Source organism: Salinicola lusitanus (genome assembly GCF_038648475.1).
Lineage (GTDB): Bacteria > Pseudomonadota > Gammaproteobacteria > Pseudomonadales > Halomonadaceae > Salinicola > Salinicola lusitanus.
Genome location: NZ_CP151919.1, coordinates 731,681 through 756,771 on the forward strand (window position 1 = coordinate 731,681; position 25,091 = coordinate 756,771).

The following is a 25,091-nucleotide window of genomic DNA, read 5'->3' on the forward strand; positions in this document are numbered from 1 at the left end:
CTCTCAGCGAATCCTGCCTACATAGTAGTTCTCGTTAAAACCGCATACATTAATCAGTGGATAAACGGATGCTTACAAGAAGAGCCCTCGTCAAGAACTTGATTCTTGGCGGAAGCACGGCAACGCTGGTCACAGGCATGGCCGGTTACAGTGGTTTACAGCAGTTACTGTTGGGAAGACCCGCTTTTGCCGCCTCTCTCAAACCGCTTGCTGTTCCGCCACTGCTTGGCGGAGAAAGCCGGGACGGGATAAGGGTGTACGACCTCAACCTACAGAAGGGCACTACCCAATTCTACGATGGGATGAATACGCCCACGCTGGGTATCAACGGAAGCTATCTCGGCCCGACGCTAAAGATGCGGGCCGGGGATACCGTGCGACTCAACGTCACCAATCAACTCGGCCAGAACAGCACGCTGCATTGGCATGGCTTTCATCTACCGGCCTATGCCGATGGGGGGCCTCATCAGATCATCAAGGATGGTGCTACGTGGTCGCCACAATTTGAGGTGAAACAGCGTGCCTCGATGTTCTGGTACCACTCCCATTTGCCGCCCGTCACCGGCCCGCAGGTGTACCAGGGTCTTGCCGGGCTGATTTATGTGGACGACGAGGAGACCGGGCGCTTGGACCTGCCGAGCGAATACGGCGTGGACGACATTCCACTGATGCTACAGGATCGCACGTTCGACGATGATGGTTCGCTATTCTATTCCGGCATGATGATGGGTGTGATGGGTGACGTCATGCTCGTTAATGGCAGCTTGAATCCGTATTTTGAATCAAAATCCCAAAAGCTACGCTTGCGAATTCTCAATGGGTCCAATGCCCGTTTCTACTCGCTGGGTTTCAGTGACGAGCGCGTATTCAGTCAGATAGGCACTGATGGTGGGCTTTTGGAGCGCCCGATTGATGTCTCGCGCATTAGTCTCGCACCTGGCGAGCGCGCTCAGGTCATTGTTGATCTAAGTGATGGTCGCCCCGTCGTGCTACGCGCCGTCTCTTCCGGAAGCGGTCCGGTGGGCAGTGAACAGGTGTTCGATGTCTTACGTATCCAGCCCGACCTCGAACGTGCTCGTGTCGCGCCGCTGCCCAGTCGTCTCGTCACGCTGGATCAGCCCGATCCTGCTCAGGCGATCGGGACTCGCCCGTTCGTATTGGGAATGGGCATGACGATCAATGGAAAACGGATGGATCGCAACCGTATCGATGAAACTGTCCGTTTAGGAAGCACAGAGATCTGGGAGATAAGTAACACTAGCATGGTACCCCACCCGTTCCATGTACATGATGTCCAGTTCCGAATACTCGATCGCAATGGCTCGCCTCCTGCGCTGAACGAGATGGGACTAAAGGATACGGTGGTCGTTAATCCTGCTGAGCGGGTACGCGTGCTTCTGAGCTTTACGGATTACAGTGATCCATATCTGCCTTATATGTACCACTGCCATAATCTTGAACATGAGGACACAGGCATGATGGGCCAGTTCGTTGTGACAGCCTAATCAAATCATAAGGGCAGCTTCACCCCTCAAAACAGTGTATTTTGCTGATAAAGCTACGCGTCATAAACGGAACCGGCCTCGGTCCATACGTTAATGAGGGAGGCCCGTCTGCGTTGATCGAAACAAATCGTAAATTACTGCCCGGGACGAGTTGACCACAACAACTGGCATACAACAGGAGCTAGCACGGCACGTTAGCTTTGCACCAATACCCCCTCTAAGCCCGCCGATACCAGCGTGAACAGGACGAAGCCACCCACAAAAGCCAGCGGCGAGACGTGCGTATCTTCGCCGCTTTCATGAGCCTCGGATATCATGTCCTCAATGGCGGCGACCGTAAGAAGGCCTGCCGTAAACGTCAATGCTGCGAGTTTGAACGACTCCGGTTGGCTTCTGAGCACGAAATAAGCAAAAACGGCTGCCGAGAGGACGGGGATGGCAAAGGAGGCAGAAAGCAGCAGGCGCTTGCTGCGCGGAATCCCCTTGTCCTTCATGTTGGCAATTGCCGCGAAGCCCTCGGGAATATCCGCGAGAACCTGGCCCACCGCCAGGATCAAAGCGACTGACAGCGAGACCGCCGATCCCGCTCCGATCAGGAGACCGTCGCTGAACAAGTCGATGGACACGGCAATATAGATCATCCAGACGCTCGTCTGGCCGCTTTCTCTCTGCTGGCCTTGCCGCCTTTGAATGCCCTCTACGAGTTTCTCGATACCTACGTAAGCAATGCCGCCCAAGGCGAAGGAGAGTGCGATCAGCCAGGCTGAGAGACTTTCCAGCACGCGCGGCATGATCTCCACCGCCACCACCGCAATGACCAGACCGGCGGCGCCATGCAGGGCGTAATTGAGACGGCGCCCGGTCGTCCGCGAGACCTCCGCAACCAGCCCGCCACCGAAGTTTCCCAACGCGGGAAGCAATGCCAGGCCGAGCACCATCCAAATGCTATCCATGATCACCTTCCCTGGTCGATGTCTAGCTATCCGCCTTCTAGCACTCGCCTTCAAGCACTCGCCGGCGAAGCGGCCTGGCCCGAGCTTTCCGGCGGCACATTGACGGAGGCTCCACCGCCGCGTGTCGGGCCCTGTCGATTCTCGAACCGTAACAGACGCAGCGCATTCAGCGTCACTAGTACGGTGGCGCCGGTATCAGCCATGATAGCTACCCACAACCCGGTCAGACCAAACATGGTCGTCAACAGGAATACCGCCTTCAGGCCCAGCGCGATGGTGATGTTCTGGCGAATATTGTTCATGGTGGCGCGAGCCAGACGAATCATGGTCGCTATGTCGGTCACGCGATTACGCAGCAAGGCGCCATCGGCCGTTTCCAGGGCGACATCGGTGCCCGAGCCCATGGCCACGCCGACGTCGGCGGTGGCGAGTGCAGGCGCGTCGTTGATCCCGTCGCCCACCATGATCACCCGGTCCTTGGCGACCATTCCCTTGATTGCCGTGACCTTGTCGTCAGGCAGCAAGCCTGCCTGGAACTCGATGCCCAGCGGATCGGCAATCGCTTTCGCGGTACGGGGGTTGTCACCGGTCAGCATCACCGAGCGGATGCCCAGTGCCTGGAGATCCTTGATGCCGTCGATGGCGTCCGTGCGCGGCTCGTCACGCATGGCAATCAGTCCGACGATCGCGCCGTCCCTAAACACCACGACGGCCGTCTTGCCCTGCTCCTCCAGCGCAGCGATCCGCGTCTTCAGAGCCTCTGTCAGTACGCCCTGGTCTTCAGCGTAGCGTGGCGAACCGACATAGCTACGATGACCGTCCACGCTTGCCTCGACACCATGGCCGGCGATGACGCGTGCGTCCGCCCCTTGAGAAAACGCGATATGACGCGATTCGGCATGACTTAACACCGCCTCGGCGAGCGGGTGGCTGGAGCCGGCCTCGACACTGGCGGCCAAGGCAACGACATCAGCCTCATCGTGGTCATCGGCAGCCGCTTGCACGTCGGTAACGACTGGTTTCCCGGCGGTCAGGGTGCCGGTCTTGTCGAAGGTCACGAGGCTAGCCTTGGCGGTGGACTCGATCACCGCGCCCCCCTTCAACAATAGCCCGCGGCGTGCCCCGGTAGACAGCGACGAGGCGATCGAAGCCGGTACCGAAATTACCAGCGCACACGGGCAGCCAATCAACAGCAGCGCCAGGGCTCGATAAGTCCATTCACCCCAAGCGCCGCCGAAAAGTAGCGGAGGAATGATCGCAACGAGTAGCGCGGTACCGACCACAGCGGGCATATAGACACGGCTGAAGCGATCAATGAAACGCTCGGTGGGCGCACGGGCTTCCTGTGCTTCTTCCACCAAGCGGATGATCCGCGCGATGGTATTGTCTTCGGGCGCCTTGGTGACGCGAATACGCAGCACGGCATCATTATTGATGGACCCGGCGAAGACCGACTCGTCGAGGGTCTTGCTCTTGGGCACCGATTCACCGGTCACCGGCGATTCATCGATAGAAGACGTTCCTTCAATGATCTGCCCATCGGCAGGAATCCGGTCGCCGGGTCGCGCGACGACGATCTGACCAATCTTCAGATTCGCGGCATTGACCTTGCGAGTCGCCCTCTGTGCGTCTTCGACCAGCGCGCTCTTGGGCACTAGATCACCCAGCGCGCGAATACTCGAGCGGGCACGATCCGCGGCCACCCCTTCAAGCACTTCGCCGACGGCGAACAGGAAGACCACCAGCGCCGCCTCCTCGGCGGCACCGATGATCAGCGCGCCACCGGCAGCGATGGTCATCAGCATTTCTATCGTGAATGGCATGCCCGCTCGTGCAGCGGAAAAAGCACGTTTCGCTACGGGAACCAGCCCGACCAGACACGCCAGGATGAAGCCCCAATAAGCCAGAGACTCCGAGGCCACCAGGCGCACCGCCACGGCGGCCAGCAGGACAGCCCCGGTCATGACCACCAGCCGGCCCTTGCCATGCAGAAACCAGCGTTTCGGTGAGGCCGACACTGCCTCGGCGACGCCTTCGTCAGCTGTGGAGCTGGCGCCATTGGAGCCATTACCGGTTATGGCGGTGCGCGGCGTTACACTGTAACCGAGCCGCTTGATCGATTTCTCGACGCTGTCCGGCGAGGTTTGCTGTTCGTCGAGCTTCAGCGTGAGCGTCTCGTTCATGACCGACACTTTGACGTCGGAGACTCCCGGCAGGTTCTCCACACCGCCACGAATTTTCGCCGCGCAACTGGCGCAGTCCATGCCGCCGACCTTCCAGCTGAGCGTGCTCTCGGCGTCGGCCCGATCAGGTACCGTCACCGTTTCCGCGTCGTTGTCTTGAGCGTTACCGTCACAGCAAGGTGAATGACATTCGGATGAGTTTTCTGGACTGGCAGTATCAGAATCAGGCATGAATTGGACGGAATAGCCAAGTCGCTCGACGGTCTTCGCGACACGCTCCATCGAGGTTTGTTGCGTGTCCAGCCCAAGCCTCAGCGTCTCCTTCATCACCGAAACCTGAACGTCGGAAACGCCTTTCAAGCGTTCCACCGCACCACGGATCTTACCGGCACAGCTTGGACAGTCCATGCCTTGAACGGTCCACTGGTATGTGTTACCGGATGCTTCGGTATGTGTAGCTGGCATGAAAAGTTACCTAGTTCAATTTCTCTGCTCAAACTCTAAACCTTCTAGTGGCTATAGAGTCAAACCGCATCGTCTTACTGGTAAGGAGGCATGCGAGGCGGGCTGCTGGTTAGCTGCCATGTTCGTTGTCCTGTTTAGCGATGGCCTGCGGATCGTGTAATCGCTCGCTCTTTAAGCTAAAAATGCCCCTATTGTTGTGATCCGATGAAATCGACATCCGTATAAAAGTGGCATTCGCCATCCTGCACGAGTTGATCCATGGCAAGATAGCGGCATATTTCCCCCTGAGTTTGGCGGGCTCGTACTCGACTAGGGGTATTTGATCGCGGAAGCCGCTCAAGCCGTCAATATCCGTGCCAGCCCTTGAGACGCTGGGTCGAACGGTTTCGAACGGAGCGTAGCGGTGCGTGAAAGTCAGAGGGCAGTTTGCCCAAAGCCCCCGCTCCGCCGAAAGTTGAACCTTAATGATGCATATCTGGGTACGGAATCGATGGTATTACTCGCCAGTCGTACTGGATTAATCTCGCTGCGCATCGAAATTATTGTAATTATCTTAACGAATTCCCGCTCAACTTTATCCAATTAAAAATGACATAAAGCCTCAAATACTTTAGTGAATCCCACTTCTTTTTTAGGCACGACCCAGATAGTGCACGCTAAACAAGCCTTGAGTATCAGTCCAGCAGGAAATCGCTTCAAATCCTGCACGATCTGCCAGTGCCTGAAAGCCCTCGACCGTATATTTGTAGGAGTTTTCGGTATGGATCGTCTCGCCCTCCAGGAAATGGAAGCGTTCGCCTTCGATCGCAACGACCTGGGGTAACTGGCTGACCAAGTGCATCTCGATGCGGGATTGAGCCTCGTTGAAGAAGGCCCGATGGGCAAAATGCCCGGGGTCGATTTCGGTGTTCAGCTCCTCGCGCAGGCGATCCAGCAAGTTCAGGTTGAAAGCTGCCGTCACGCCTGCCGCATCGTTGTAGGCGGCTTCGAGTGTCGTCTTGTCCTTGATCAGGTCGACACCTATCAGCAACCCGCTGCCAACGGGCAGCAGGGAGTGCAAGCCGCGCAGGAAATCCTCGGCGGCCTGCGGGTCGAAGTTGCCGATGCTCGATCCCGGGAAGAAGCCGACCGGCCGTTCGCAGCACAGCCCCTCCGGCAAGGCCATGTTGCAAGAGAAGTCGGCACAGGCGGCGTGCACCTCGAGCCATGGATAGTCGGCAGCCAGACGGCGCGTGCTTTCGAGCAGGAAGTCCCGGGAGATATCGATGCCGAGATAGCTTGACGGTCGCATGGCTTCCAGCAGCAGCCGTACCTTGCGACTTGCCCCGCTGCCGAGTTCGATCAACGTCGCCTCATCCCCGGCGATGTCCGCGATGTCGTCGGCAGCGTTGGCCAGGATCCGTTCTTCGGTTCGTGTCGGGTAATACTCCGGCTGTTCGCAGATCCGGTCGAACAGCTCGGACCCCCGTTGATCGTAGAAGAACTTTGGCGAGGCGAACTTCTGGTCGGCGCTGAATCCCGTCAAGATCTCGTCGCGAAGCGACGTCTTGGCAGGGGTCGTATGCATGTCATGGAATCGTACGGCCAGGGTCATGATCAGCTCTCCTTGGAAACCCATGATTGACTATTCCGCTGGGCAATACGGCGTTAATAAGAGGCTTCCTTGGCAAGACGGAAACCGGAAAACGCCCAACGGGCATGTGGCGGGAAGAAGTTGCGATAGGTGGCACGAATGTGATCGGCCGGCGTCGCGCAGCAGCCACCCCGCAACACCATCTGGCCGGACATGAACTTGCCGTTGTATTCCCCCAGGCTGCCCGGCAACTTGCGAAACCCCGGATAGGGGCGATAGGCGCTGCCGGTCCACTCCCAGACATCGCCGAACATCTGGCTCGGCGCGCCGGTGGTCGCGGCGGCAGCTACCGGCTGCAGATGGTCCTGCTCGACGAAGTTTCCCTGCCCGACGTTGCCCCGAATGGCGGCATCATGGGCCACCGTCTCCCACTCGGCCTCGGTGGGCAGGCGGGCGCCGGCCCACTGTGCATAGGCATCGGCCTCAAAGAAGCTGACATGGCAGACCGGCGCATTCATGTCGACCGGTACCAGGCCGCCCAGGGTGTAGTGATGCCAGACGCCGTCGCGCTCGACCCAGTAGAGCGGCGCCTGCCAGCCTTCTGCCTTGACCGTCGCCCAGCCATCCGATAGCCAATAGTCAGGTGTGTCGTACCCTCCCGCCTGCATGAACGCGAGAAACTCGCCATTGGTCACCGGACGCTCGGCGATCTGAAAAGCCTCGACGAACTGGCGGTGGCGCCCCATCTCGTTGTCATAGGCAAAACCCTCCTCGGTGTCGTCATGGCCGATGTACCGGACGCCGGCCGGGTAGGCATGCCAGCCGAGCGCAGCGACGTCATGCGCAGGCGTCGGCGCCAGGTCGTCCCGGTAGACCGGGCACAAGGGGTTCTGGGCCAGGATGTGCTTGATATCCATCAGCAGCAGCTCCTGATGCTGCTGTTCGTGTGGCAGGCCCAGCTCGAGACGCCGGAGAATCTCCTGGAGATGTTCCTGCGGTGGATCGCTGAGCAGCGCTTCCATGGCCCGGTCGACGTGAGCGCGATAGCGATAGACATCGTCCACGGTCGGCCGCGAGATCATGCCGCGTTCGGGCCGGGGGAACGGCGTGCCATGGGTCACGTAATAGGAGTTGAAGAGGTGATCGTACGCGGGGTCGAGGGTCTGGTAGGCGGGATGAAACGGTTTCAGGATGAAGGCTTCAAAGAACCAGCTGACATGGGCGATGTGCCATTTCGGCGGGCTGACATCCGGCATGCTCTGCACCATGTAGTCTTCCTTGTGCAGAGGCGCACAGATGGCCTCGGTGGCGGCACGGATCCGCTGGTACGCGCGCAGCCATTCCTTGGCGTGCAGGTTGTCTGGCGTTTCGATTGCCAAACCTTGAGCAGGTGACATGGACGACTCCTTTCTCAGTATCACTCCATTGATGTGGATCCGGCAGGCTAGGCCCGCCGGGGCCTATAGTGCAAAGCGTATCGAGCCTGTAAATAATGAGAGTACTTCTGCGCCAAGCCCTCCGACGATCAGCAGCACGCCAGACACGATCATTGTGAATCGAGCCCACTGGCCCGACAGCACATGCACGGCGGAATGGTTACTGCCGAACATCATCGGCGCGACGATGCGCAGGTAATAGAACAGCGAGATGACCGTATTGATCACCGCCACGAGCGCCAGCCAGGCGTAACCGCCCTCGATCGTGACGCGAAACAGCATCAGTTTGCCGAAGAAGCCGACCAGCGGCGGGATACCCACCAGGGATAACAGCGACACGATCAGTATCGTTGCCGCGATCGGTGCGTGTCGGGCCAGCCCCCGGTAATCGTCCAGTGCGGTACGTCCCCGCAGGTGCGTGACCACGGCGAAGGCAGCCAGGTTGGCCGTGGCATAGGTTGCCAGGAAGAACACCAGTGCCGGCAGGGCCTGATCGCTGATGCCCATCATCACGATGGCCATCAGGGCATACCCGGACTGGGAAACCGATGACCAGCCCAGCAGACGGCGCACATCCGTCTGTCGCAATGCCGCCACGTTGCCCAGCGTCATGGTGGCGACGGAGATCGATGCCACGATCGCCCGCCAGACTACATCCGGTGGCAGCAAGGAAACAAAGCGGGCCAGCGCTACCGCGGCGCCGATCTTGGGGATGACGGTCAGAAAGGCCGCCGCCGGTACCGGGGAACCCTGCGCCACGTCCGGCATCCAGGCATGGGCCGGAAACGCCGCCAGCTTGAAGGTCAGACCCAGCACGACGCAGGCCGTGGCGATGGTCAGCGCCAGGCGGTCGCTGTTCGTGGCCAGCGCCTGGGTAATGTCCGGATACCCGGTATTGCCGGTCAGGCCGAACAGCACCACCACTCCGATCGTCAGCAACGTATTGGTCAAGGCGCCGATCAGGAAATACTTCATCCCGGCTTCCAGCGCGGGCGCCCAGCCACGGTGGTAGGCGGCCAGCGGGTAACTCGCCACCGAGGACAACAGCACGCCCAACACCAACTCCATGGTATCGCTGGCCGATGCCATCATGATCACGCCCAGCAGGGCGAACAGCACCAGCGCGTAGTACTCGCCATGGCGTCGATCGGTCCGCATCCATTCAGGCGACATCGCGACGACCAGCGCACCGGCCACCAGCACGACCAGTTTGCTGGCGAGCGCCACGCCATCCAGGGCCCAGACACCGGAAAACGTCAGCCGCGGCGTCCCGCCCCATTGCGCGAAGGTCAGCCCTGCACCGAGACCGATAGCGAGCAGGGCCAGCACAGCTGCCCAGTGCTGCTGCCGCTGACGGACGAAGCTGGCGAACAGGACGATCGCCACCGCTCCCAGCGTCAGGCTGATTTCCGGCAATACGTCACCGATAGGCATCAGTGGCCTCCCATCAACAGCGTCGCCGATGCCTCGACCAGTGTCAGCAGAAACGCCGGCGCCACGCCGATGATCACGAAGCCTGCCGACAACACCGCGAGCACGCCCCACTCGAGGGGACGCAGATCCTCGAACTGCGCCCAGCGCTCCGGCATCGCCCCGAAGAACACCTTCTGCAGCATCTGCAGGAACAATGCTGCCGTCACCAGGATGCCCAGCACGCCGATGACGGCGAGCCACGGATAGACACCAAAGGTGCCGACAAAGATATGGAATTCCGCCACGAAGCCGGCCAGGCCAGGCAGGCCCAGACTGGCAAACGATGCGAGCACGGCGAAAGCTGTCAACCACGGAGCCTGACGAAGCAATCCACCGTAGCTGTCCAGGTCGTACTCCTCGGTGCGCTGCCAGAATGAGCCACAGATCAGGAATAGCGTGCCAGTGATCAGACCATGCGCGACCATTTGTACCGTTGCCCCGGTCAGCGCTATTTGCCGGGCGACAGTGTCATCGCTTAGCACCGCGGCGGCTACGGCGATCCCCAGTACCGTGTAGCCCATGTGGTTGATCGAGGTGTAGGCGATGCGCCGCTTGAGATTACGCTGTGCGAGCGCGACCAGGGCGCCGTAGAGTATCGAAACGACGGCGAGCACGGCGATGAACAGGGCATAGCGAGCGAACGTCTCCGCCATCATGGCGAACGGAATGCGGATGATCCCGTAGGTGCCCATCTTGAGCAGCACCCCGGCGAGAATCGCCGAGACCGGCCCCGGTGCATCGACGTGTGCCTGCGGCAGCCAGGTATGCACGGGCACCATCGGCGTCTTGATCGCAAAGCCCAGCATCAGTGCCAGAAATACCAGCCCGGCGTAGAGCCCGGTACCGGCCAGTGGCTGCTGTTCGATAAGCACACGCATGTCGAAGGTATGCGGTTCGACCGACAGGTAAAGCCCGATGATCGCCAGCAGCAGCAATAGCGAGCCAAAGAAGGTGTATAGAAAGAACTTGAACGCGGCGAGCTGCGCCTGGCCATGCCCCCAGCGGCCGATCAGGAAGAACATCCCCACCAGGCTCAGATCGAAGAAGACATAGAAGAGCAGCAGATCCAGCGCCAGGAAGACACCCAGTGACACGGACTGCAGGAAGAGCATCCAGGCGTAGTACTGGCGAGGCTGATGCTTCGTGTCCACGGGGTAGGCGATACTCGCCGAGAAAACCAGGGAGCTCATCGTCGCGACAGCCAACGCAATGCCATCCACGCCCAACCTGTAGCCCATGCCCAGGCTGGGTACCCAGGGTACCTCCTCGACGAACTGGAATAGCGCACCTTGCGGATCGAACTGTCGCCACGCCCAAGCCAGCAACAGCACCGGCAACACCGAGACCGCAATGGCAAATCGACGAGCCGTGACCTCGGTCCAACGGTTTGAAACGGCGAGTACGAGGGCCCCCAGCATGGGAAGCCCCAAGGCTGCAGTCAAAATCAAAGGAGCGCTCCTATGCTCAGAATGATCAGGATCGCGGCGAGTCCTGCCGCGATACCGGTGTAGTAGTGATGCATCTGCCCGGTGTGCGCCCGACGTGCCACTTGCCCCGCCCAGTCGACACCCTTCGCGAGCTGGCTTGTGGCGCCATCGAACGCGCCTTCGCCACGCCGCTCTCCCAGCCTGGCCAGCCACACACCGAAGCGGGCACTGCCACGGATCCCGGCATCCACGGCGCGATCGTCGAAGCGTGCCAGGCCATGGCTGAACATCATCACGGCATCCGCACCTCGCGCCGTCAACGTGGGCAGGCCCAGCCAGTCCGCCATATCGGAACGCTTTTCGCTCTGCTGGCTCGACACCTCACGACGCACCGCCCAGGCGCCGAGGCCCACACCCAGCGCCACCAGCAGTAGCGATACGATCAGTTCCCATAGCTTGGTCTTGGGGAAGTGCACAGACAGCAAATCAGCAAGGCTATTTCCGACACCGGGCCACCAGAGTAGCGATAGCGCCAGCGTGCCTGCCGCCAGCAGGTAGAGCGAGATGGCCTCCGCCCGGGAGTGCCCGGACCGGGAGGAAGCGGTACTCGTACGGTCCTGCCGCCCCCGCCCGAACGCCAGCAGTTGAAAGCGTGTGGCGTATAGCGCACTGAGGCCTCCCGCCACGGCGGCAATCACGGCCAGCCAGGACGCCTGATGGCCGGCGGCCGTGACGATCTTCTCCTTGCTCCACGCCGCACTCAGCGGAACGACCCCCGCCAGTGCCAGGCTGGCCACCATGGCGGCTGCCGCGACGCCCGGAAGCAGGCGGCCCAGGCGCATCGCATTAAGCGAATAGCTGCCGACATGGCGTTCGGCGATGCCGGCCGCCAGAAACAGGGCCGCTTTCGTGAACGCATGTGTGACGAAGTGCACCAGGGCGACACCGGGAAAGCCCGCTCCTGCCGCCAGCCACATTAGGCCATACTGGGCCGATGTAGAGGCGGCCAGCAGCTTCTTGGCATGGTCCTGAAGACAGGCCACGACCCCCCCTGCCAGGGCGGTGGCCATTCCGAGCGTGATGGCGACCGGCGCAAACCAGGCGACGGCGGATAGTTCCGCATGCAGCCGAATCACCAGGTAGATCCCCGCCGCGACCATGGTCGCCGCATGGAGCAATGCCGACACCGGTGTCGGCCCGGACATGGCGGCAAACAGCCAGGGAGAGAACGGCACCTGGGCGGATTTCGCGGCGGCGGCCAGCACGACGCCGGCAACGAACACGTCCAGCCGCCACCCATCGAGTTGGGCCAGGTCTGCAAAGGCAAACGACCCCGTGCCGGCGAACGCTGCCGCCGCGGCGATGTACAGCCCCAGATCCCCGAAGCGAGTCACCAGGAACGCCCAGGCGGCATCCCTCAGGTTGCCAGTCTTCTGCCACTCATGGGCGATCAACGCCCACGAACATGCCCCGACCAGTTCCCACGCGATCAGCAGGGTGACGAAATCCTCGGCCAGGACGAGCAGCTCCATCGCCCCGACGAACGCCGTCAGCAGCGCCACCAATCCGACGGGCGAGCGCGCCGTCCCCCCGTCACTGACAGACGATGCTTCATGGTAGGCGCTGTAGACGATGATCGGCGCGGCGATCAGTGGCACGACGATGGCGAACACGGCGCTCGCGGGCGTCATCCCGATCGACAGGACGATCAGGGAACTCCAGCGATAGGTGCCGCCCCAGTCCGCCGTGACCGCAACGCTCGCGAGCAGCAAGGTAGCGACCGTAATCGCCACCCCCGCCAGCGCCAGCGCGGCACGGCCCCTGTCGTCGCCCAGCCAACGCTTGCCGAGCCCATAGATGACAGGGGCAGCCAGCAAGGGCAAGAGAGGAACGAACCACAGCATCAGTGCTTCAGCCCGGTCAGCGATTCGGTCACGTCGGCCTGCTTACCGCGGAAGACCGCGACCACCAGGGCAAATCCCATCGCCATCTCGATGGCCATCACCGCCATGACGATGATCGTCAGCAATTGCCCTTCCGGCGCCCCGGCCCCGCTGAAGGCCCAGAACGCCACCGCCGCCAGCATGACCCCGTTGAGGATCAGCTCCAGTCCCATCATCAGCATCACGAACGACTGCTGGGAAAGCGCACCATAGATCCCGATACCGATCAGTGCCGCTGCCAATAGCAAAAGTGTGGTGAGTGTCATGCAAGCCTCCCTGCCTGTCTGTCCCGCTCAGTGGTGATGGTGATGATGGTGATGCCCACCCTCGCCCTCTTCGTCCTCCTCGGGCTTGCCTGCCGGGTCGCCGCCCGGTTCCAGCCCCGGCGGCATCGAGCCCTCCGCCGCCGCGCCATAGCGCCCGCGATGGCTCGACAGCACCACCACGCCGATCATGGTGGTCAGCAGCACGAGACCCGCCGATTCGAAAATCAGCATCGAGTCACCGAGCATTTCGTTGCCCAGTGACCTGACGGGATCGAGGCTTGCCGGCACCGGCTGGTCGGGAAAGGTCGCCAACAGAGCCATGGCGCCCAGTACCAGGAAACCGGCGATGCCTGCCCCGATGGCGATACGTTCCTGGTGAACCATGTTCATGGGATTCAGGCCGGCCGGGTTCATCATGAACATGACCATGAACAGCGCCATGACCGTCATTTCCACGGCCATCATGAAGAACATGGCGACGCCCAGGTATTCCGCCGCCAACAGGATCATGATCACGCCCACGGCGATGAACGACACCAGCAGGAAAAAGGAGGCCCGTACCATCGAGTCGGTGCGAAACACGCGCCACCCGGTAACCACCGCCAGCGTGGCCAGCAACACAAACGCGATATCGACACCGATGCCGTGATTCATGCTCTCCATCACAACAGCGCTCCTATCCCGGCCCACACCAGGTCGATGAACGACAGCGGCAGCAACACGACCCACATCAAGGTGACGCAGCGCTCCGGCGCCAGTCGCGGCAGTAACCGCCCGAGCAACAGCAGCACGATCAGTACCGCCAACATCTTGAGGGACATCCATAACGGGCCGGGCAGCCAGGGCCCCAGCCAGCCCCCCAGGAAGGCAGTCGCTGCCACGCCGCTGAACGCGACCAGCATGGCCGCCCGGGCCATGTCCCAGACCAGCCTTGGCGGCCCCGAGATCTCCGAGGCCGTGCCGCCGGCCAGGTCCGTCGAATCGGCCAGGTTCAGCGGCCCCCAGAAGGTCATGCCCAGGCCGACGATGAGAAACAGCGGTAGCCCCAGTGGCTGGCGAATGACATTCCACAGCCCTTCCTGCGAAGCCACCACCTGGGTGAACTGCAGCGATTCGGCCGGCAATGCCACACCGATCAGCACGAACATGCTGATCAGGATGTAGGAGAGCCCCAGCGCCACATAGCGGTACCCGCCGATCAACGCCAGTAACGAATTCGCCGACCAGCCATGCAAGAAGATGACGACGGTCGCCAGGGCTTCCACGCTGCCCCACAGCACCACGCTGGTGACCAGGTCCGTGGCGACCAGCGAGGCCGACCATGGCACCACCGCCAGCCCGCTCGCCGCCAACGCCAGATACAGGGCCGGTGCCAGCCGCCAGGCCCGCCAATCCGGCGCTTCGGTGGCATTGGCGTGCTGGGTCAGCAACCAGGCGCCGCGTGACATCGGCGCCAGCCAGACACGCCCGGCCTGAGGAGTGCCAAGCGCACTGGCAACCAGGCGATCGAGCACGGCGACGGCATAACCGCCGATAACCAGCATGAAGATCACCATGAGAACCGGCAGAAATAGCTCACTAAACATCGCTTCCGGTGCCTCCCTCTGCCGCCCGGGACTCTCCGGATGGCCGTGTGCCTACAGGTTGATCGGTCAACCCCGCGACATCCAGACTGGCGACCGCCGCCAGGGCATCGCCCCACTCCAGTCCCGGTAACAGCTCGTCGAAGAGCGCACTCGCATCCGCCGGCCGCCGCGCCGACCAGGGGCCCCGCGGTGTCTCGATGCTGCCTGTCCGCTCCGTGTGTACCCTGTCGCGTTCGGCCAGACGGGCCAGATGTAGGGATTGGTCGATTTCGTCCAGAAGCTGCCGCCAGCGAGCATGGGTATCGCCTTCGGCCTGGCAGACGGGAGAGAACCCCAGCCGTCGATAGCCGGCATCCTCCGAGCGCAGATCATCAGCCATTCCGGCAGCTCGAGCGGCGGGCCCACCGATCATGCGCGCCTGCTCGGGGCCGAGCACGCCGCCGCCCGCCGTCAGACGAAAGAAGCCGCTACGTGATAGGGCGCGCCGCAACCCATCGAGGGTACTCGACGTCGACAATCCATGCGCCAGACGCAAGGTCCGCAGGCTCGCGCCCTCCAGACCCGCCAGGTGTAACGCATGAAATAGCCGGTGCAGATGATGGCGGCCCCGGGCAAGCTCGACCTCCGCAATGGGGACGGGGCGCTCGCGAGCGTCGAAAAACGCCTCGTCGAGAGGTTGTGGGTACGGCGTCAACTGCGTTTGCCATGTCTGCACGAGATCCCCCTGCAGGGTAATCTCCGCCGCCATGCCGGGCGGAAGCGCGAAAAAGAACGGCCCCAGCCGGAACGTCAGTGAATCCAGCGTCAACCCATCGCGAATGTCATCTTCCATGTTCATGGCCATGGGTCGCCCGTAGGGCACCCCGCCCATCATGCCTTCACCGCCTTGGCCAAAATCGCCTTCGCCTTCCCAGGGATTGGGCGGCTTATCCGGCAGGAGACGATGGGCACTGTCGCGGCGACCTTCCATCAATTCGCGATGCGCCGTGACCAGTGCGCCGGGAAGGTCGTCGAGATCGTCGATACGGGCCACGCGTTCCAGATGAGGCCAGGGTTCGCTGCGAAACCACAGCGTCGTGAAAGGGTATGGCAATTGGTCATGCACCCGACGCAGGGGCTCGAAACGGTCGGCCGGAATCTCCCCCGCCACCAGCAACACACTGGCGTGGCGCGGCGAGTCGACCAGTTCGATTTGCGGAGAAAGCGCGAGATGCCGCAGCGCGCCATCACCCTGCTTGCCCAACACGGGAAACACGGGAACGCTGCCACGTGAGGCGAGTTTGTGCAGCCAGTTCACTGCCACTTGAACACCCCCTCACGCCAGGCATAGACGATGCCCACCGACAGGATGGCGAGAAACATGCCCATCTCCATCATGGCCTTCATGCCCGTCTCGACGAACACGACCGCCCACGGGTACATGAACATCATCTCCATCTCGAAGGCGATCAACAGCAGCGTCATGGAGTAGTAGCGAATGTGGTAGCGGCTCCAGGCGTGACTGTCGGGCGTCCCCCCGCCCAGAAACGGCACGCGCTGGGACCAGCTGGGCCGAGGCTGGTGACGCATGGGCAGCCACTGCACCAGCAGCCCGGCGCCCAGTACCACGACCAGAATGATGAGAAGAGCGAACAGCTCCATGCGAATCCCTCGCGTCGCTGATTCAAACGAACCCGGGCCAGAGACAATGACCGCAGGTTTCAGTCCCTTCGCTGATAACCAGCCCTTTATCGAAGGGTAGGCGGCTGACCTGAACGCAAACTGAATAAGCGTCCTCATTTAGCTCCCTGGATAAAGTAGGTTAACAATAGCCAAGGTGCGAGGCAGAGTCGGCCGTCACGCAGCCAGCGGCATCGGGTCATGCGGAAGTTTGTAGTGGTTCACTAAAACCGGACACCCATTTAGGTGGTATCGTCGCCACCAAAGTAGAGGTGATCCATGGCCAGAAAACGTCGTTCATTCTCCACCGAGTTCAAGCGGGAAGCCGCTGGGCTCGTACTTGACCAGGGCTACTCCGTGGCTCAAGCCGCTCGCGCCGTCGATGTCGGCGAAACGCCTCTGAGACGCTGGATAGATCAGCTCCGGGCAGAGCGCGGTGGTGTCACGCCAAAGTCAAAAGCGCTGAGGCCCGAGCAGCAGCGAATCCAGGAACTCGAGAGCCGCATCAACCGGCTGGAGCGGGAGAAAGCGATACTAAAAAAGGCTACCGCTCTCTTGATGTCGGACGATCTCGATCGTACGCGCTGATAGACCAGTTGAGTGAGCAGGCGCCTGTGAATATGGTCTGTAGCGCCTTTGGCATTGCACGTTCGAGCTATTACGAACATCGCCTTCGCCGATCTCGCGTCGATATCGAGCGGTTGACGTTGCGCGCAACCGTTAGAGAGCTGTTCAACCAGAGCCGGCGTTCCGCGGGTAGCCGAACGATCATGATGCAGATGCGGGAATCCGGGGCCGACGTGGGACGATTCAAGGTCCGACGTCTGATGCAGGAGATGGATCTGATATGCCAACAGCCGCGACCACCGGCCTACCGACGGGCGACGGTCGAGCGACCCGATATTCCCAACCGCCTGAACCGTCAGTTTACTGTCACCGCGCCCAATCAGGTGTGGTGTGGCGATATCACCTACGTGTGGGTACAGAACCGTTGGCACTATCTGGCCGTCGTGCTGGATCTGTATGCACGACGCGTCGTCGGATGGGCATTATCTAATCGCCCCGACGCGGCCCTGGTCATCAATGCGCTGGACAGGGCCTTCGAGCAGCGAGGCAGGCCGCCGGGGCTGCTGTTCCATTCAGATCAGGGCGGTCAATATGCGAGCCGAGTCTTCCGTCAGCGACTGTGGCGCTACCGGATACAACAGAGCATGAGCCGTCGTGGAAACTGCTGGGATAACGCACCGATGGAGCGGCTGTTCCGCAGCTACAAGAGCGAGTGGATGCCCGCGATCGGCTATCTGTCAGCACAAGAGGCTTTACGAGATATCAGCTTCTATCTGATGGAGCGCTACAACCGACAGCGACCCCATCAGTACAACGGCGGCATGTCGCCCGCACGAGCGGAAGCAACACTCAATTCACTGTCCGGAATTAGTTGACCACTACAACGAACTCGCTGCGAAAGTAACCCAGGTGAGCGATGGGACCACCAAAGGAAGTCAAGCCCAGCAACAGAAAGGCCGCGAAGACCTCTCTAATAAGTCCGGCAGGGCGTGGTGTCTGATTCTCCATCCGGGCTCCTTGCCATGGCTCTCTTACAAGGGACTGTCGTCTTTTAAGGCCTCGCCGGTCAGCTCTCTCAGCTGGCGTTTGGCCGTTTCAAGCCCTTCTCGACCTAGATCGGTCGCGCGATAGAACTTACGGCGAACGCTACCCTGATGCGCTTCGCGGGAGATCAGGTATCCCCTGTTCTCCATCGAGTGCAGCATGGGATAAAGAGTGCCGGGGCTCAGTCGATAGCCGTGACGCGCCAGCTCATCGATCATCCATTGTCCGTTGATTTCATGCTCGGCGGCATGGTGAAGGACGTGTAGTCTGACCAGGCCCACGAGCAAGTGATGATGCTTCATTGTATTGACTTCCGGTCTACCGAAAACGAAGATCGATATCGACTTTCGTTTTAGCAAGTCTTGCTCCTGATCGCAAGCCAACCCCCTCCTCTCATGGATTAGACAGATGTTGATAGAGAATGCGGTCTTGCTGGTAGCGACCGGCTTTGGCCTGGGATGGATATCCTGGGCACCGGGGACAATCGGGTCGCTGATCGGTGTGCCGTTGGCCTGGTGGCTGACACATCACTCGCCGCAACGCCGGGTTGTCATTCTGTCGGTACTGCTGGTCACGGCAGTGCCAATTTGTCATTGGGCTTCAATCTGGCTCGGCGGCGGAGATCTCTCCCAGATCGTCGCCGATGAGTACCTGGCGTTTCCGATCGCCATGCTCGGAATCACGGTGGCGCGCCGTGCCTGGACGATGGAAGTGGCGTTCGTGTTATATCGGCTGTTCGATGTCACTAAGCTATTGCCCATTGGCTATAGCGAAGCCATCGGTGGCGGCTTGGGTATCGTGCTGGATGACGTTATGGCGGCATTCTTTGCATGTATTGTGCTCTTTGTGGGGCTTACCCTGTGGCACCGTGGCATTCCAGGTGAAGCGATGATCCTGCCACCGTCACGCAAAAAACGGTCGATCGAAATGCCTGAGATGTGGCTTCGGGGAGGCGTCAGTTGAATGAACACCGAATTGGGATAAATCACGATATCCGGCGCCTTCCGGATTTTCAGGAACCATTCAGGAACCGGCTGTATCTTCGGCAAACAGATTCAGTCTCTCGATGAGCCATGAGAATATTACTGGTAGAAGATGATGAGCTGTTGGCGGAAAGTTTGGCAGAGCTTCTGGATGATGCTGGCTACCGCACCGACATTTCACCTAGTAGCCGATCGGCGTCTGCGCTCTCGGCTAGCGAGGAGTACACGCTGGTCATTCTGGACCTTGGTTTGCCGGACGGCTCCGGGCTGAGTCTCCTCTCCGACTGGCGGGACGCTAAGTGGTCTGTGCCGATACTGATTCTGACCGCAAGAGATAGCTGGATGGATAAGGTCGAAGGGCTTCGCGCCGGCGCCGACGACTACCTCACCAAGCCTTATCATGAGGAAGAGTTGCTGGCGCGCCTGGAGGCCTTGTTGCGTCGTCGAGGTAGTCATTTTTCCTCCCTTCTGGAGATCAACAATCTTCGGCTCGATGAGGCACGCCAGCAGTTCAGTCTGGATCACCAGGAGTGGCAAACACTCACCTCCACCGAATTTCGGCTTCTGCGCTACCTGATGCGCCACCCTGATCGCGTTCACTCCAAGCGACACTTGCTCGAACAACTCTACGCGCTCGAGCAGGATGCTGCGGCTCCCAATCTCGTCGAGGTCTATATCGGCAGACTACGTCATCGGCTCGGACGTGAGCGCATCGTGACGCGCCGTGGTGAGGGGTACATGCTTGTCTCGGTTTAGCCGGCGAAGCCTACGCCTCCGGTTGCTGGGTAGCCTGGGCATTGCGGCGCTGATCGTCGTCGGGAGTACCTGGGTACTGCACGGACTGCTGCTGGACCAGTTGGCACGGAATTTTCTCGCCGATCGCTTACAGCAGGAATCCGAACTGGTCGTGCGCCGATTGCGCCTCGAGGGCCCGAGTGCCCTGTCGCTGCCACCTGATTCCAGCCCCGCCGAAACCTTTCACCACTTCTATCAGTTGCGGACCAACGGCCGTGTCTACGCGACTCACGATGCGCTCGAGACATTGCCGACCGGGGATACAGAAGGCGCGCAACTCTTGCAGTGGCGCGATCATCGACTGCTGCTGTGGCGAACCGGATTGATGCTTGCCGGCGAACCCGCCACATTGACGGTCGGCGAAGACTTCGCCGGCATCGAGCGAGGACTGACACGCCTTCACTGGTGGATCGGTGCAGCGGCCATGGTGCTGCTGTTGCTGTTGATACTGCTCAACCTGTTCGCGGTCAATCATGCTTTACGCCCGTTCGGTCGGCTATCGCGCCAGCTCATCGAGCTGCAACGCGGCGAGCGCCGCCGCCTGGACATCAAAACCGTCTCCGAGCTGAAAGCCCCCATCGCTCAACTCAATACCCTTCTCGACGAACATGAACGTCGTCAGCAGCGCTCGCGGGAGTCACTGGCCAACCTTTCTCACGCGATCAGGACGCCACTAACGGCGGTCATGCAAGCCCTTCGCTCAAAACGAGCCCTGGATGATCAACGTCGTAAGCAGATTCTGGCTCGTCTCGACGACATCGATGAAAAACTGGAGAGCGAACTACGCCATTCGCGTATCGCCGGCCAGTCTACAGGACAGCAACATACCGGCATGGCAGAAGTCATTTCCATGCTGGAAATGTTTCGTACCCTCTACCCCGATCGCATCTTCGTTCTCGATGACACCGCCGTCGTCGATTTCCGGATACCGCTGGAGCGTCAGGACGGCATGGAGATGCTCGGTATCGTGCTCGACAATGCCGGTAAATGGGCGCGCCAACGCGTCGAGCTTACGCTACTTCCCAAGCCCTGTTGCCTAAGGCTCGAGGATGATGGCCCGGGGGTTCCGGATATCATGCTCGAGCGCCTGGGCCAGCGAGGCGTCAGGCTTGATGAACAACATCGTGGCCACGGCCTGGGGCTCTCCATTCTGTCACAGCTCACCGAACGCTACGGCGGTCGTGTGACCTATGGCCGTTCACGACTGGGCGGGCTGCGGGTCGAAATCACGTTACACCCTGGCTCGGCACCGTGAAGATACTTTTCTCGTTTTGGCGGATCCATTCAGCCTCTTTTCAGCTTACCCACGTTTACTGTTGGCGAAGGCTCATGAACGCTCCGGAGATTCGTCATGCCAAGCAGAAACATCGCATTGTTGTTATCCGCAACATTCATGCTGGGTGCCCAAGTGGCCCACGCTTCACTGCCCGACCAGGCGACACTTTATAAAAGCCCTTCCTGCGGTTGCTGTGCCGCTTACGGCGATTATCTGAAGGAACGTGGTGTCGATGTCAAAGTCGTGGAAACCACCAACCTCGGCGAAATCAAAGAACGCCTTGACCTTCCTCATGGACTCGGGAGCTGCCACACCCTCGAGATGGGGGGCTACGTTGTCGAGGGCCATGTCCCCGGCGCAGCGCTCGATCGGCTTTTTGCCGAACGTCCAAGCGTTCGCGGTATAGCCCTGCCCGGCATGCCGGCTGGCACACCGGGGATGCCCGGCGATCAGGCTCGGGCCTTGAACGTGCATCAGTTCGACGATAACGAAACTCAAGTGTTCATGACCCTGCCGATATCGGCAGGTTGATTCTGGCACCCGGCAATCTGGTTTTGGTATCCGCCGGCCTCGATCAGCGGGCGAAAACATCATTTTTAAATATCCTTTCTCATAACAGCGGAGCTTTTTGATGAAATTCCTGTTTTTGCTTTTCACCTTGACTGCCGTCAGCGCCTCAGCCTTGGCAGATACCGGCCACGGTCAGTCACACCAAAGTGAGCCCGCGCCCAGCCGAACTATCGATATTCAGGCCGGAAGCATGTGGTTCGACGCCGACAAACTGCAGATTGAACCCGGTAAGACGGTACGTTTTCGGATCGAAAACGTATCCATGATTCCCCACGAATTTTCTATCGGCAGCGGCCGCATGCAGCAGATGCATCGAGAAATGATGCAACAGGGCGGAGACCATCACGGCGCTGAAGGCAGCGATAAGATGATGGGCGATCATCACAACGGCATGATGGATCACGGTGAGACCCAAAGCGCAGCCGTCACCATAGCGCCGGGCGAGACCGAGACACTGATCTGGACCGCACCCGAGCAGGGCGACGTCATCGAGTACGCGTGCTTCCTTCCCGGTCATTACGAAGCCGGGATGAAAGGAACCGTCACCTTGAATTCGAACGCTTGAACCTTGGTCATGCGCACCGCACGCGCTCTTAGGTGATCTCACGCACGTTGGGGAATGAAATCCATGAAACATCGCTCGATCGATAATGATCGTCGTCGACTTCTGATCGCACTGGCCGGAACCGGCGCCCTTGCAGGACTGGAGTCACTGCTACCCAGCTATGCCCGAGGCGAGGCGCTCTCTTCGCAGAGAGGGGTCGCGGCGCAGGTTGTCGGCGGCTCGCCCCGCCCTGTCTCGCTGGATCTCAACGTGCGTCGAGAACGGGTTGCCATCGCCGGTGGCCATGGCAGCGGTATCACCATCAATCGTTCGATTCCCGCGCCGCTAATCGAACTATGGGAGGGGCAGACCGCACGCCTGCGCATTCACAACCATCTCGATGAAGATACCTCTATTCATTGGCATGGTTTGCTCTTGCCGTTCGAGATGGATGGCGTGCCAGGTGTGTCGTTCCCCGGCATCGCACCTGGCGAAAGTTTTGAGGCGGCATTCCCCGTGCGCCAGAGCGGCACCTATTGGTATCACAGCCACTCCGGCATGCAGGAGCAGATCGGTCTGACCGGCCCGCTCGTCGTGCACCCTGCAGCCCCCCATCGGATACAGGTCGATCGCGAATACGTGATCATGCTCAACGACTGGACCTTTGAAGATCCGCATAGAGTGATGGCACGGCTGAAAAGTCAAAGCGACTACTACAACTACAACGAACGCACGGCGAGCGATTTTTTCGAGGCCGTGGAGAAGCATGGTTGGAAAGCCACGCTACAAGACCGTCTGGCGTGGAACAATATGCGCATGAGTCCCAGAGACATTGCCGATGTGACAGGGTCGACGTACACCTACTTGATGAACGGCCGTCATCCGGCGGCTGGCTGGGAAGGACTCTTTCAACCGGGAGAGAGGATACGGCTGCGGGTCATCAATGCCTCGGCAATGACCTACTTTAACTTCCGCATTCCCGGCCTGGCCATGACGGTGGTAGGCGCCGACGGCGAGGAAGTGGAGCCGGTAGAAACCGACGAGTTTCAGATCGGTGTCGCAGAAACCTATGACGTTATCGTTGAGCCGCGAGCCGACACTGCCTACACGCTGATGGCGGAATCGATGGACCGCAGTGGTTTCGCCTTGGGCACTTTGGCGCCTCGCGCTGGCATGCGCGCGGCGGTACCCCCGTTGAGAGAGCCACCGCAGCGCACGATGGTGGATATGGGTATGGACATGTCGCACGGCGCCATGGGCGGCATGGCCGCCGGTGAGATGAGTGGCATGAGCGATGGCAGCATGTCGATGAACCACGGCTCCATGAATGGCATGAACGATGGCAGCAAGTCAGGTATGAACCACGGCTCCATGAATGACATGGGCGATGGCAGCATGTCGGGTATGAACCACGGCTCCATGAATGACATGGGCGATGGCAGCATGTCGGGTATGAGTCACGCCGGCGGCAACCACAACGCCATGGCCGGAATGGGCGCAGAGGATGCCGGCCCAGTTGTGGCGCGCCATGAGCAAGGCGGCCACGGACCCGGCAACATCAATGTTGCCGAGGTGCAGCGCAACCGGCTCGGTGAACGTGGGACCGGTCTCGAGACTGTCGATCATCGCGTGCTCACCTATAGTCAGCTACGCAATATCAAGCCCATGCGCGACCAACGCCCGCCGTCACGTACAATCGAGCTGCACCTGACCGGCAATATGGATCGCTACATGTGGTCATTCGACGGCGTGAAGTATTCCGACGCCGAGCCAATCGACATCGTGCTGGGAGACCGTATTCGTCTGGTACTGGTCAACGACACCATGATGGAGCATCCAATCCATCTACATGGCATGTTCATGGAGCTGGAGAACGGACAGGGGGAACACCTACCGTTCAAACACACGCTCAGCGTCCTGCCGGCCTCGCGTGCATCATTACTTCTCACTGCCGATGAACCGGGTCGCTGGGCTTTCCACTGCCATTTGTTGTACCACATGGATGCCGGGATGTTCCGAGTAGTCAGAGTCGCTCCGGCGGAGGCGTTCGACAATGTTTAACAGCAAATTCACCTGTCGCGGAACACTCCTCCTCGCGGCTCTATGCTTGCCAGTCGCCGCTATCGCCGACAACCATGGCCGTGCCAATGTGGATGAAGTCGTCCCCGGCGGGCCTCTGAACACCCACAGCGGCTCTCCCGCCGAGTGGAACGAACCGGTACATGATGACACGCTGTTCAGCCAGATACTCCTGGATCGGTTCGAGTATCGCGACACAAACGGTGCCCCCAACGCCTGGCTGTGGGATGCCCAAGGCTGGATTGGGAACGACATCGACCGTTTCTGGTGGAAAAGCGAAGGAGAAGGACCAACCAATGGAGGAGGTCCCGAAAGCAGCGATCTCCAGTTGCTCTATAGTCGCGCGATAAGCCCGTTCTGGAACTTGCAGACGGGCGTGCGTCAAAGCTTCAATCCGGACCCTGATCGACGCTTCGCGGTCGTTGGCTTTCAGGGGCTGGCACCTTTGATGATGGAAACCGACACTGCGTTATTCGTCAGTGACGAGGGTGATGTCAGCGCAAGCACCGAATTCGAATATGAAATGCTCATCACTCAACGACTGATTCTTCAGCCTCGGCTGGAGCTGTCGGCATCGCTTCAAGATGTGCCGAAATATGACCTGAAGCAAGGCCTCAACAGCAGCGAGGTCGGGCTGAGGCTAAGTTATAGCCTGATACGGGAGATCAGCCCTTACGTGGGGATCAGTCATGAACGCAATTACGACGAGGATGAATCGACTACTGCATGGGTAGTGGGGCTGCGAGCCTGGTACTGAGTCTCTG

General features: G+C 60.3%; 22 protein-coding genes and 1 pseudogene. 9 read left to right on the forward strand and 14 right to left on the reverse strand.

Annotated elements, in window-relative coordinates; genetic code table 11:
- Window positions 1-68: 68 nt before the first annotated feature.
- On the forward strand, window positions 69-1,505 hold the full coding sequence (locus AAGT95_RS03350) for a multicopper oxidase family protein (RefSeq protein WP_071231948.1): 1,437 nt from the start codon (window positions 69-71) through the stop codon (window positions 1,503-1,505).
- Window positions 1,506-1,699: 194 nt separating this feature from the next.
- Here AAGT95_RS03350 and AAGT95_RS03355 read toward each other — a convergent pair whose 3' ends face one another.
- The 12 genes from AAGT95_RS03355 to AAGT95_RS03410 form a co-directional block, all read right to left on the reverse strand.
- Window positions 1,700-2,458, reverse strand: coding sequence for a ZIP family metal transporter (locus AAGT95_RS03355; protein WP_071231949.1), 759 nt, complete (start codon window positions 2,456-2,458; stop codon window positions 1,700-1,702).
- 50 nt (window positions 2,459-2,508) lie between these two features.
- The gene (locus AAGT95_RS03360) at window positions 2,509-5,106 is read right to left on the reverse strand and encodes a heavy metal translocating P-type ATPase (RefSeq protein WP_342595548.1); all 2,598 of its coding nucleotides are present in this window, start codon (window positions 5,104-5,106) and stop codon (window positions 2,509-2,511) included.
- Window positions 5,107-5,737: 631 nt separating this feature from the next.
- On the reverse strand, window positions 5,738-6,700 hold the full coding sequence (egtD, locus tag AAGT95_RS03365; protein WP_342595549.1) for an L-histidine N(alpha)-methyltransferase: 963 nt from the start codon (window positions 6,698-6,700) through the stop codon (window positions 5,738-5,740).
- Window positions 6,701-6,753: 53 nt separating this feature from the next.
- A complete protein-coding gene (egtB, locus tag AAGT95_RS03370; RefSeq protein ID WP_342595550.1) occupies window positions 6,754-8,076 on the reverse strand; it encodes an ergothioneine biosynthesis protein EgtB in 1,323 nt (440 codons plus the stop codon).
- Between the two features lie 63 nt (window positions 8,077-8,139).
- Window positions 8,140-9,549, reverse strand: coding sequence for an NADH-quinone oxidoreductase subunit N (locus tag AAGT95_RS03375; RefSeq protein WP_071232068.1), 1,410 nt, complete (start codon window positions 9,547-9,549; stop codon window positions 8,140-8,142).
- Entirely contained in the window at window positions 9,549-11,006 is a 1,458-nt protein-coding gene (locus AAGT95_RS03380; protein ID WP_342595551.1) for an NADH-quinone oxidoreductase subunit M, read from the reverse strand. Before AAGT95_RS03380 ends, AAGT95_RS03375 begins: the two co-directional genes overlap by 1 nt.
- 26 nt (window positions 11,007-11,032) lie before the next feature.
- Window positions 11,033-12,919: an NADH-quinone oxidoreductase subunit L gene (locus AAGT95_RS03385; protein WP_342595552.1), complete on the reverse strand. Its 1,887-nt coding sequence runs from the start codon at window positions 12,917-12,919 to the stop codon at window positions 11,033-11,035.
- Window positions 12,919-13,224 carry an NADH-quinone oxidoreductase subunit NuoK gene (gene nuoK / locus AAGT95_RS03390; protein ID WP_087719884.1) on the reverse strand — a complete coding sequence of 102 codons (306 nt, stop codon included), beginning with the start codon at window positions 13,222-13,224 and terminating at the stop codon, window positions 12,919-12,921. The genes AAGT95_RS03385 and nuoK overlap by 1 nt, the downstream gene beginning before the upstream one ends.
- Before the next feature lie 27 nt (window positions 13,225-13,251).
- On the reverse strand, window positions 13,252-13,887 hold the full coding sequence (locus tag AAGT95_RS03395) for an NADH-quinone oxidoreductase subunit J (protein WP_342595553.1): 636 nt from the start codon (window positions 13,885-13,887) through the stop codon (window positions 13,252-13,254).
- Window positions 13,887-14,810, reverse strand: coding sequence for an NADH-quinone oxidoreductase subunit H (locus tag AAGT95_RS03400; RefSeq protein WP_303854795.1), 924 nt, complete (start codon window positions 14,808-14,810; stop codon window positions 13,887-13,889). Before AAGT95_RS03400 ends, AAGT95_RS03395 begins: the two co-directional genes overlap by 1 nt.
- Complete coding sequence (locus AAGT95_RS03405) at window positions 14,803-16,113, reverse strand: hypothetical protein (protein WP_342595554.1); 1,311 nt, start codon at window positions 16,111-16,113, stop codon at window positions 14,803-14,805. Before AAGT95_RS03405 ends, AAGT95_RS03400 begins: the two co-directional genes overlap by 8 nt.
- Window positions 16,104-16,451, reverse strand: coding sequence for an NADH-quinone oxidoreductase subunit A (locus AAGT95_RS03410; RefSeq protein WP_342595555.1), 348 nt, complete (start codon window positions 16,449-16,451; stop codon window positions 16,104-16,106). Before AAGT95_RS03410 ends, AAGT95_RS03405 begins: the two co-directional genes overlap by 10 nt.
- 297 nt (window positions 16,452-16,748) lie before the next feature.
- Here AAGT95_RS03410 and AAGT95_RS03415 point away from each other — a divergent pair.
- A protein-coding gene (locus tag AAGT95_RS03415; protein WP_342595547.1) for an IS3 family transposase occupies window positions 16,749-17,911 on the forward strand; the annotation gives its coding sequence in 2 pieces (ribosomal slippage) (window positions 16,749-17,004 and window positions 17,004-17,911; 1,164 coding nt in all).
- Window positions 17,912-17,918: 7 nt separating this feature from the next.
- On the opposite strand, the pseudogene AAGT95_RS03420 reads toward AAGT95_RS03415, so the two are convergent.
- Window positions 17,919-18,044: pseudogene (locus AAGT95_RS03420) on the reverse strand (chromate transporter); the annotation flags it as partial.
- A gap of 23 nt (window positions 18,045-18,067) precedes the next feature.
- Window positions 18,068-18,439 (reverse strand): PadR family transcriptional regulator, encoded by a 372-nt coding sequence (locus AAGT95_RS03425; RefSeq protein ID WP_256961300.1) that lies wholly within the window; start codon window positions 18,437-18,439, stop codon window positions 18,068-18,070.
- A 49-nt stretch (window positions 18,440-18,488) separates the two neighbouring features.
- On the opposite strand from AAGT95_RS03425, the gene AAGT95_RS03430 reads away from it, so the two are divergent.
- From AAGT95_RS03430 to AAGT95_RS03460, 7 genes are all read left to right on the forward strand, one after another.
- Window positions 18,489-19,043, forward strand: a complete 555-nt coding sequence (locus tag AAGT95_RS03430) for a phosphatidylglycerophosphatase A family protein (protein WP_087719878.1) — start codon at window positions 18,489-18,491, stop codon at window positions 19,041-19,043.
- A 110-nt stretch (window positions 19,044-19,153) separates the two neighbouring features.
- Window positions 19,154-19,819, forward strand: coding sequence for a response regulator (locus AAGT95_RS03435; RefSeq protein WP_035476217.1), 666 nt, complete (start codon window positions 19,154-19,156; stop codon window positions 19,817-19,819).
- Entirely contained in the window at window positions 19,806-21,113 is a 1,308-nt protein-coding gene (locus AAGT95_RS03440) for a sensor histidine kinase (protein ID WP_143543288.1), read from the forward strand. The genes AAGT95_RS03435 and AAGT95_RS03440 overlap by 14 nt, the downstream gene beginning before the upstream one ends.
- Window positions 21,114-21,209: 96 nt before the next feature.
- Window positions 21,210-21,665, forward strand: coding sequence for a DUF411 domain-containing protein (locus AAGT95_RS03445; protein ID WP_081919659.1), 456 nt, complete (start codon window positions 21,210-21,212; stop codon window positions 21,663-21,665).
- Window positions 21,666-21,765: 100 nt separating this feature from the next.
- Window positions 21,766-22,269 carry a cupredoxin domain-containing protein gene (locus tag AAGT95_RS03450; protein WP_035476223.1) on the forward strand — a complete coding sequence of 168 codons (504 nt, stop codon included), beginning with the start codon at window positions 21,766-21,768 and terminating at the stop codon, window positions 22,267-22,269.
- Window positions 22,270-22,332: 63 nt separating this feature from the next.
- Window positions 22,333-24,309 (forward strand): copper resistance system multicopper oxidase, encoded by a 1,977-nt coding sequence (locus AAGT95_RS03455; RefSeq protein ID WP_342595556.1) that lies wholly within the window; start codon window positions 22,333-22,335, stop codon window positions 24,307-24,309.
- Window positions 24,302-25,084 carry a copper resistance protein B gene (locus AAGT95_RS03460; protein ID WP_342595557.1) on the forward strand — a complete coding sequence of 261 codons (783 nt, stop codon included), beginning with the start codon at window positions 24,302-24,304 and terminating at the stop codon, window positions 25,082-25,084. Before AAGT95_RS03455 ends, AAGT95_RS03460 begins: the two co-directional genes overlap by 8 nt.
- Window positions 25,085-25,091: the final 7 nt, after the last annotated feature.

Coding starts and splice junctions, on each gene's coding strand:
- AAGT95_RS03350 (WP_071231948.1), top strand. CDS start 69: ATGCTTACAAGAAGAGCCCTCGTCAAGAACTTGATTCTTGGCGGAAGC.
- AAGT95_RS03355 (WP_071231949.1), bottom strand. CDS start 2,458: ATGGATAGCATTTGGATGGTGCTCGGCCTGGCATTGCTTCCCGCGTTG.
- AAGT95_RS03360 (WP_342595548.1), bottom strand. CDS start 5,106: ATGCCAGCTACACATACCGAAGCATCCGGTAACACATACCAGTGGACC.
- egtD (WP_342595549.1), bottom strand. CDS start 6,700: ATGACCCTGGCCGTACGATTCCATGACATGCATACGACCCCTGCCAAG.
- egtB (WP_342595550.1), bottom strand. CDS start 8,076: ATGTCACCTGCTCAAGGTTTGGCAATCGAAACGCCAGACAACCTGCAC.
- AAGT95_RS03375 (WP_071232068.1), bottom strand. CDS start 9,549: ATGCCTATCGGTGACGTATTGCCGGAAATCAGCCTGACGCTGGGAGCG.
- AAGT95_RS03380 (WP_342595551.1), bottom strand. CDS start 11,006: ATGCTGGGGGCCCTCGTACTCGCCGTTTCAAACCGTTGGACCGAGGTC.
- AAGT95_RS03385 (WP_342595552.1), bottom strand. CDS start 12,919: ATGCTGTGGTTCGTTCCTCTCTTGCCCTTGCTGGCTGCCCCTGTCATC.
- nuoK (WP_087719884.1), bottom strand. CDS start 13,224: ATGACACTCACCACACTTTTGCTATTGGCAGCGGCACTGATCGGTATC.
- AAGT95_RS03395 (WP_342595553.1), bottom strand. CDS start 13,887: ATGGAGAGCATGAATCACGGCATCGGTGTCGATATCGCGTTTGTGTTG.
- AAGT95_RS03400 (WP_303854795.1), bottom strand. CDS start 14,810: ATGTTTAGTGAGCTATTTCTGCCGGTTCTCATGGTGATCTTCATGCTG.
- AAGT95_RS03410 (WP_342595555.1), bottom strand. CDS start 16,451: ATGGAGCTGTTCGCTCTTCTCATCATTCTGGTCGTGGTACTGGGCGCC.
- AAGT95_RS03430 (WP_087719878.1), top strand. CDS start 18,489: ATGTTGATAGAGAATGCGGTCTTGCTGGTAGCGACCGGCTTTGGCCTG.
- AAGT95_RS03435 (WP_035476217.1), top strand. CDS start 19,154: ATGAGAATATTACTGGTAGAAGATGATGAGCTGTTGGCGGAAAGTTTG.
- AAGT95_RS03445 (WP_081919659.1), top strand. CDS start 21,210: ATGCCAAGCAGAAACATCGCATTGTTGTTATCCGCAACATTCATGCTG.
- AAGT95_RS03450 (WP_035476223.1), top strand. CDS start 21,766: ATGAAATTCCTGTTTTTGCTTTTCACCTTGACTGCCGTCAGCGCCTCA.
- AAGT95_RS03455 (WP_342595556.1), top strand. CDS start 22,333: ATGAAACATCGCTCGATCGATAATGATCGTCGTCGACTTCTGATCGCA.
- AAGT95_RS03460 (WP_342595557.1), top strand. CDS start 24,302: ATGTTTAACAGCAAATTCACCTGTCGCGGAACACTCCTCCTCGCGGCT.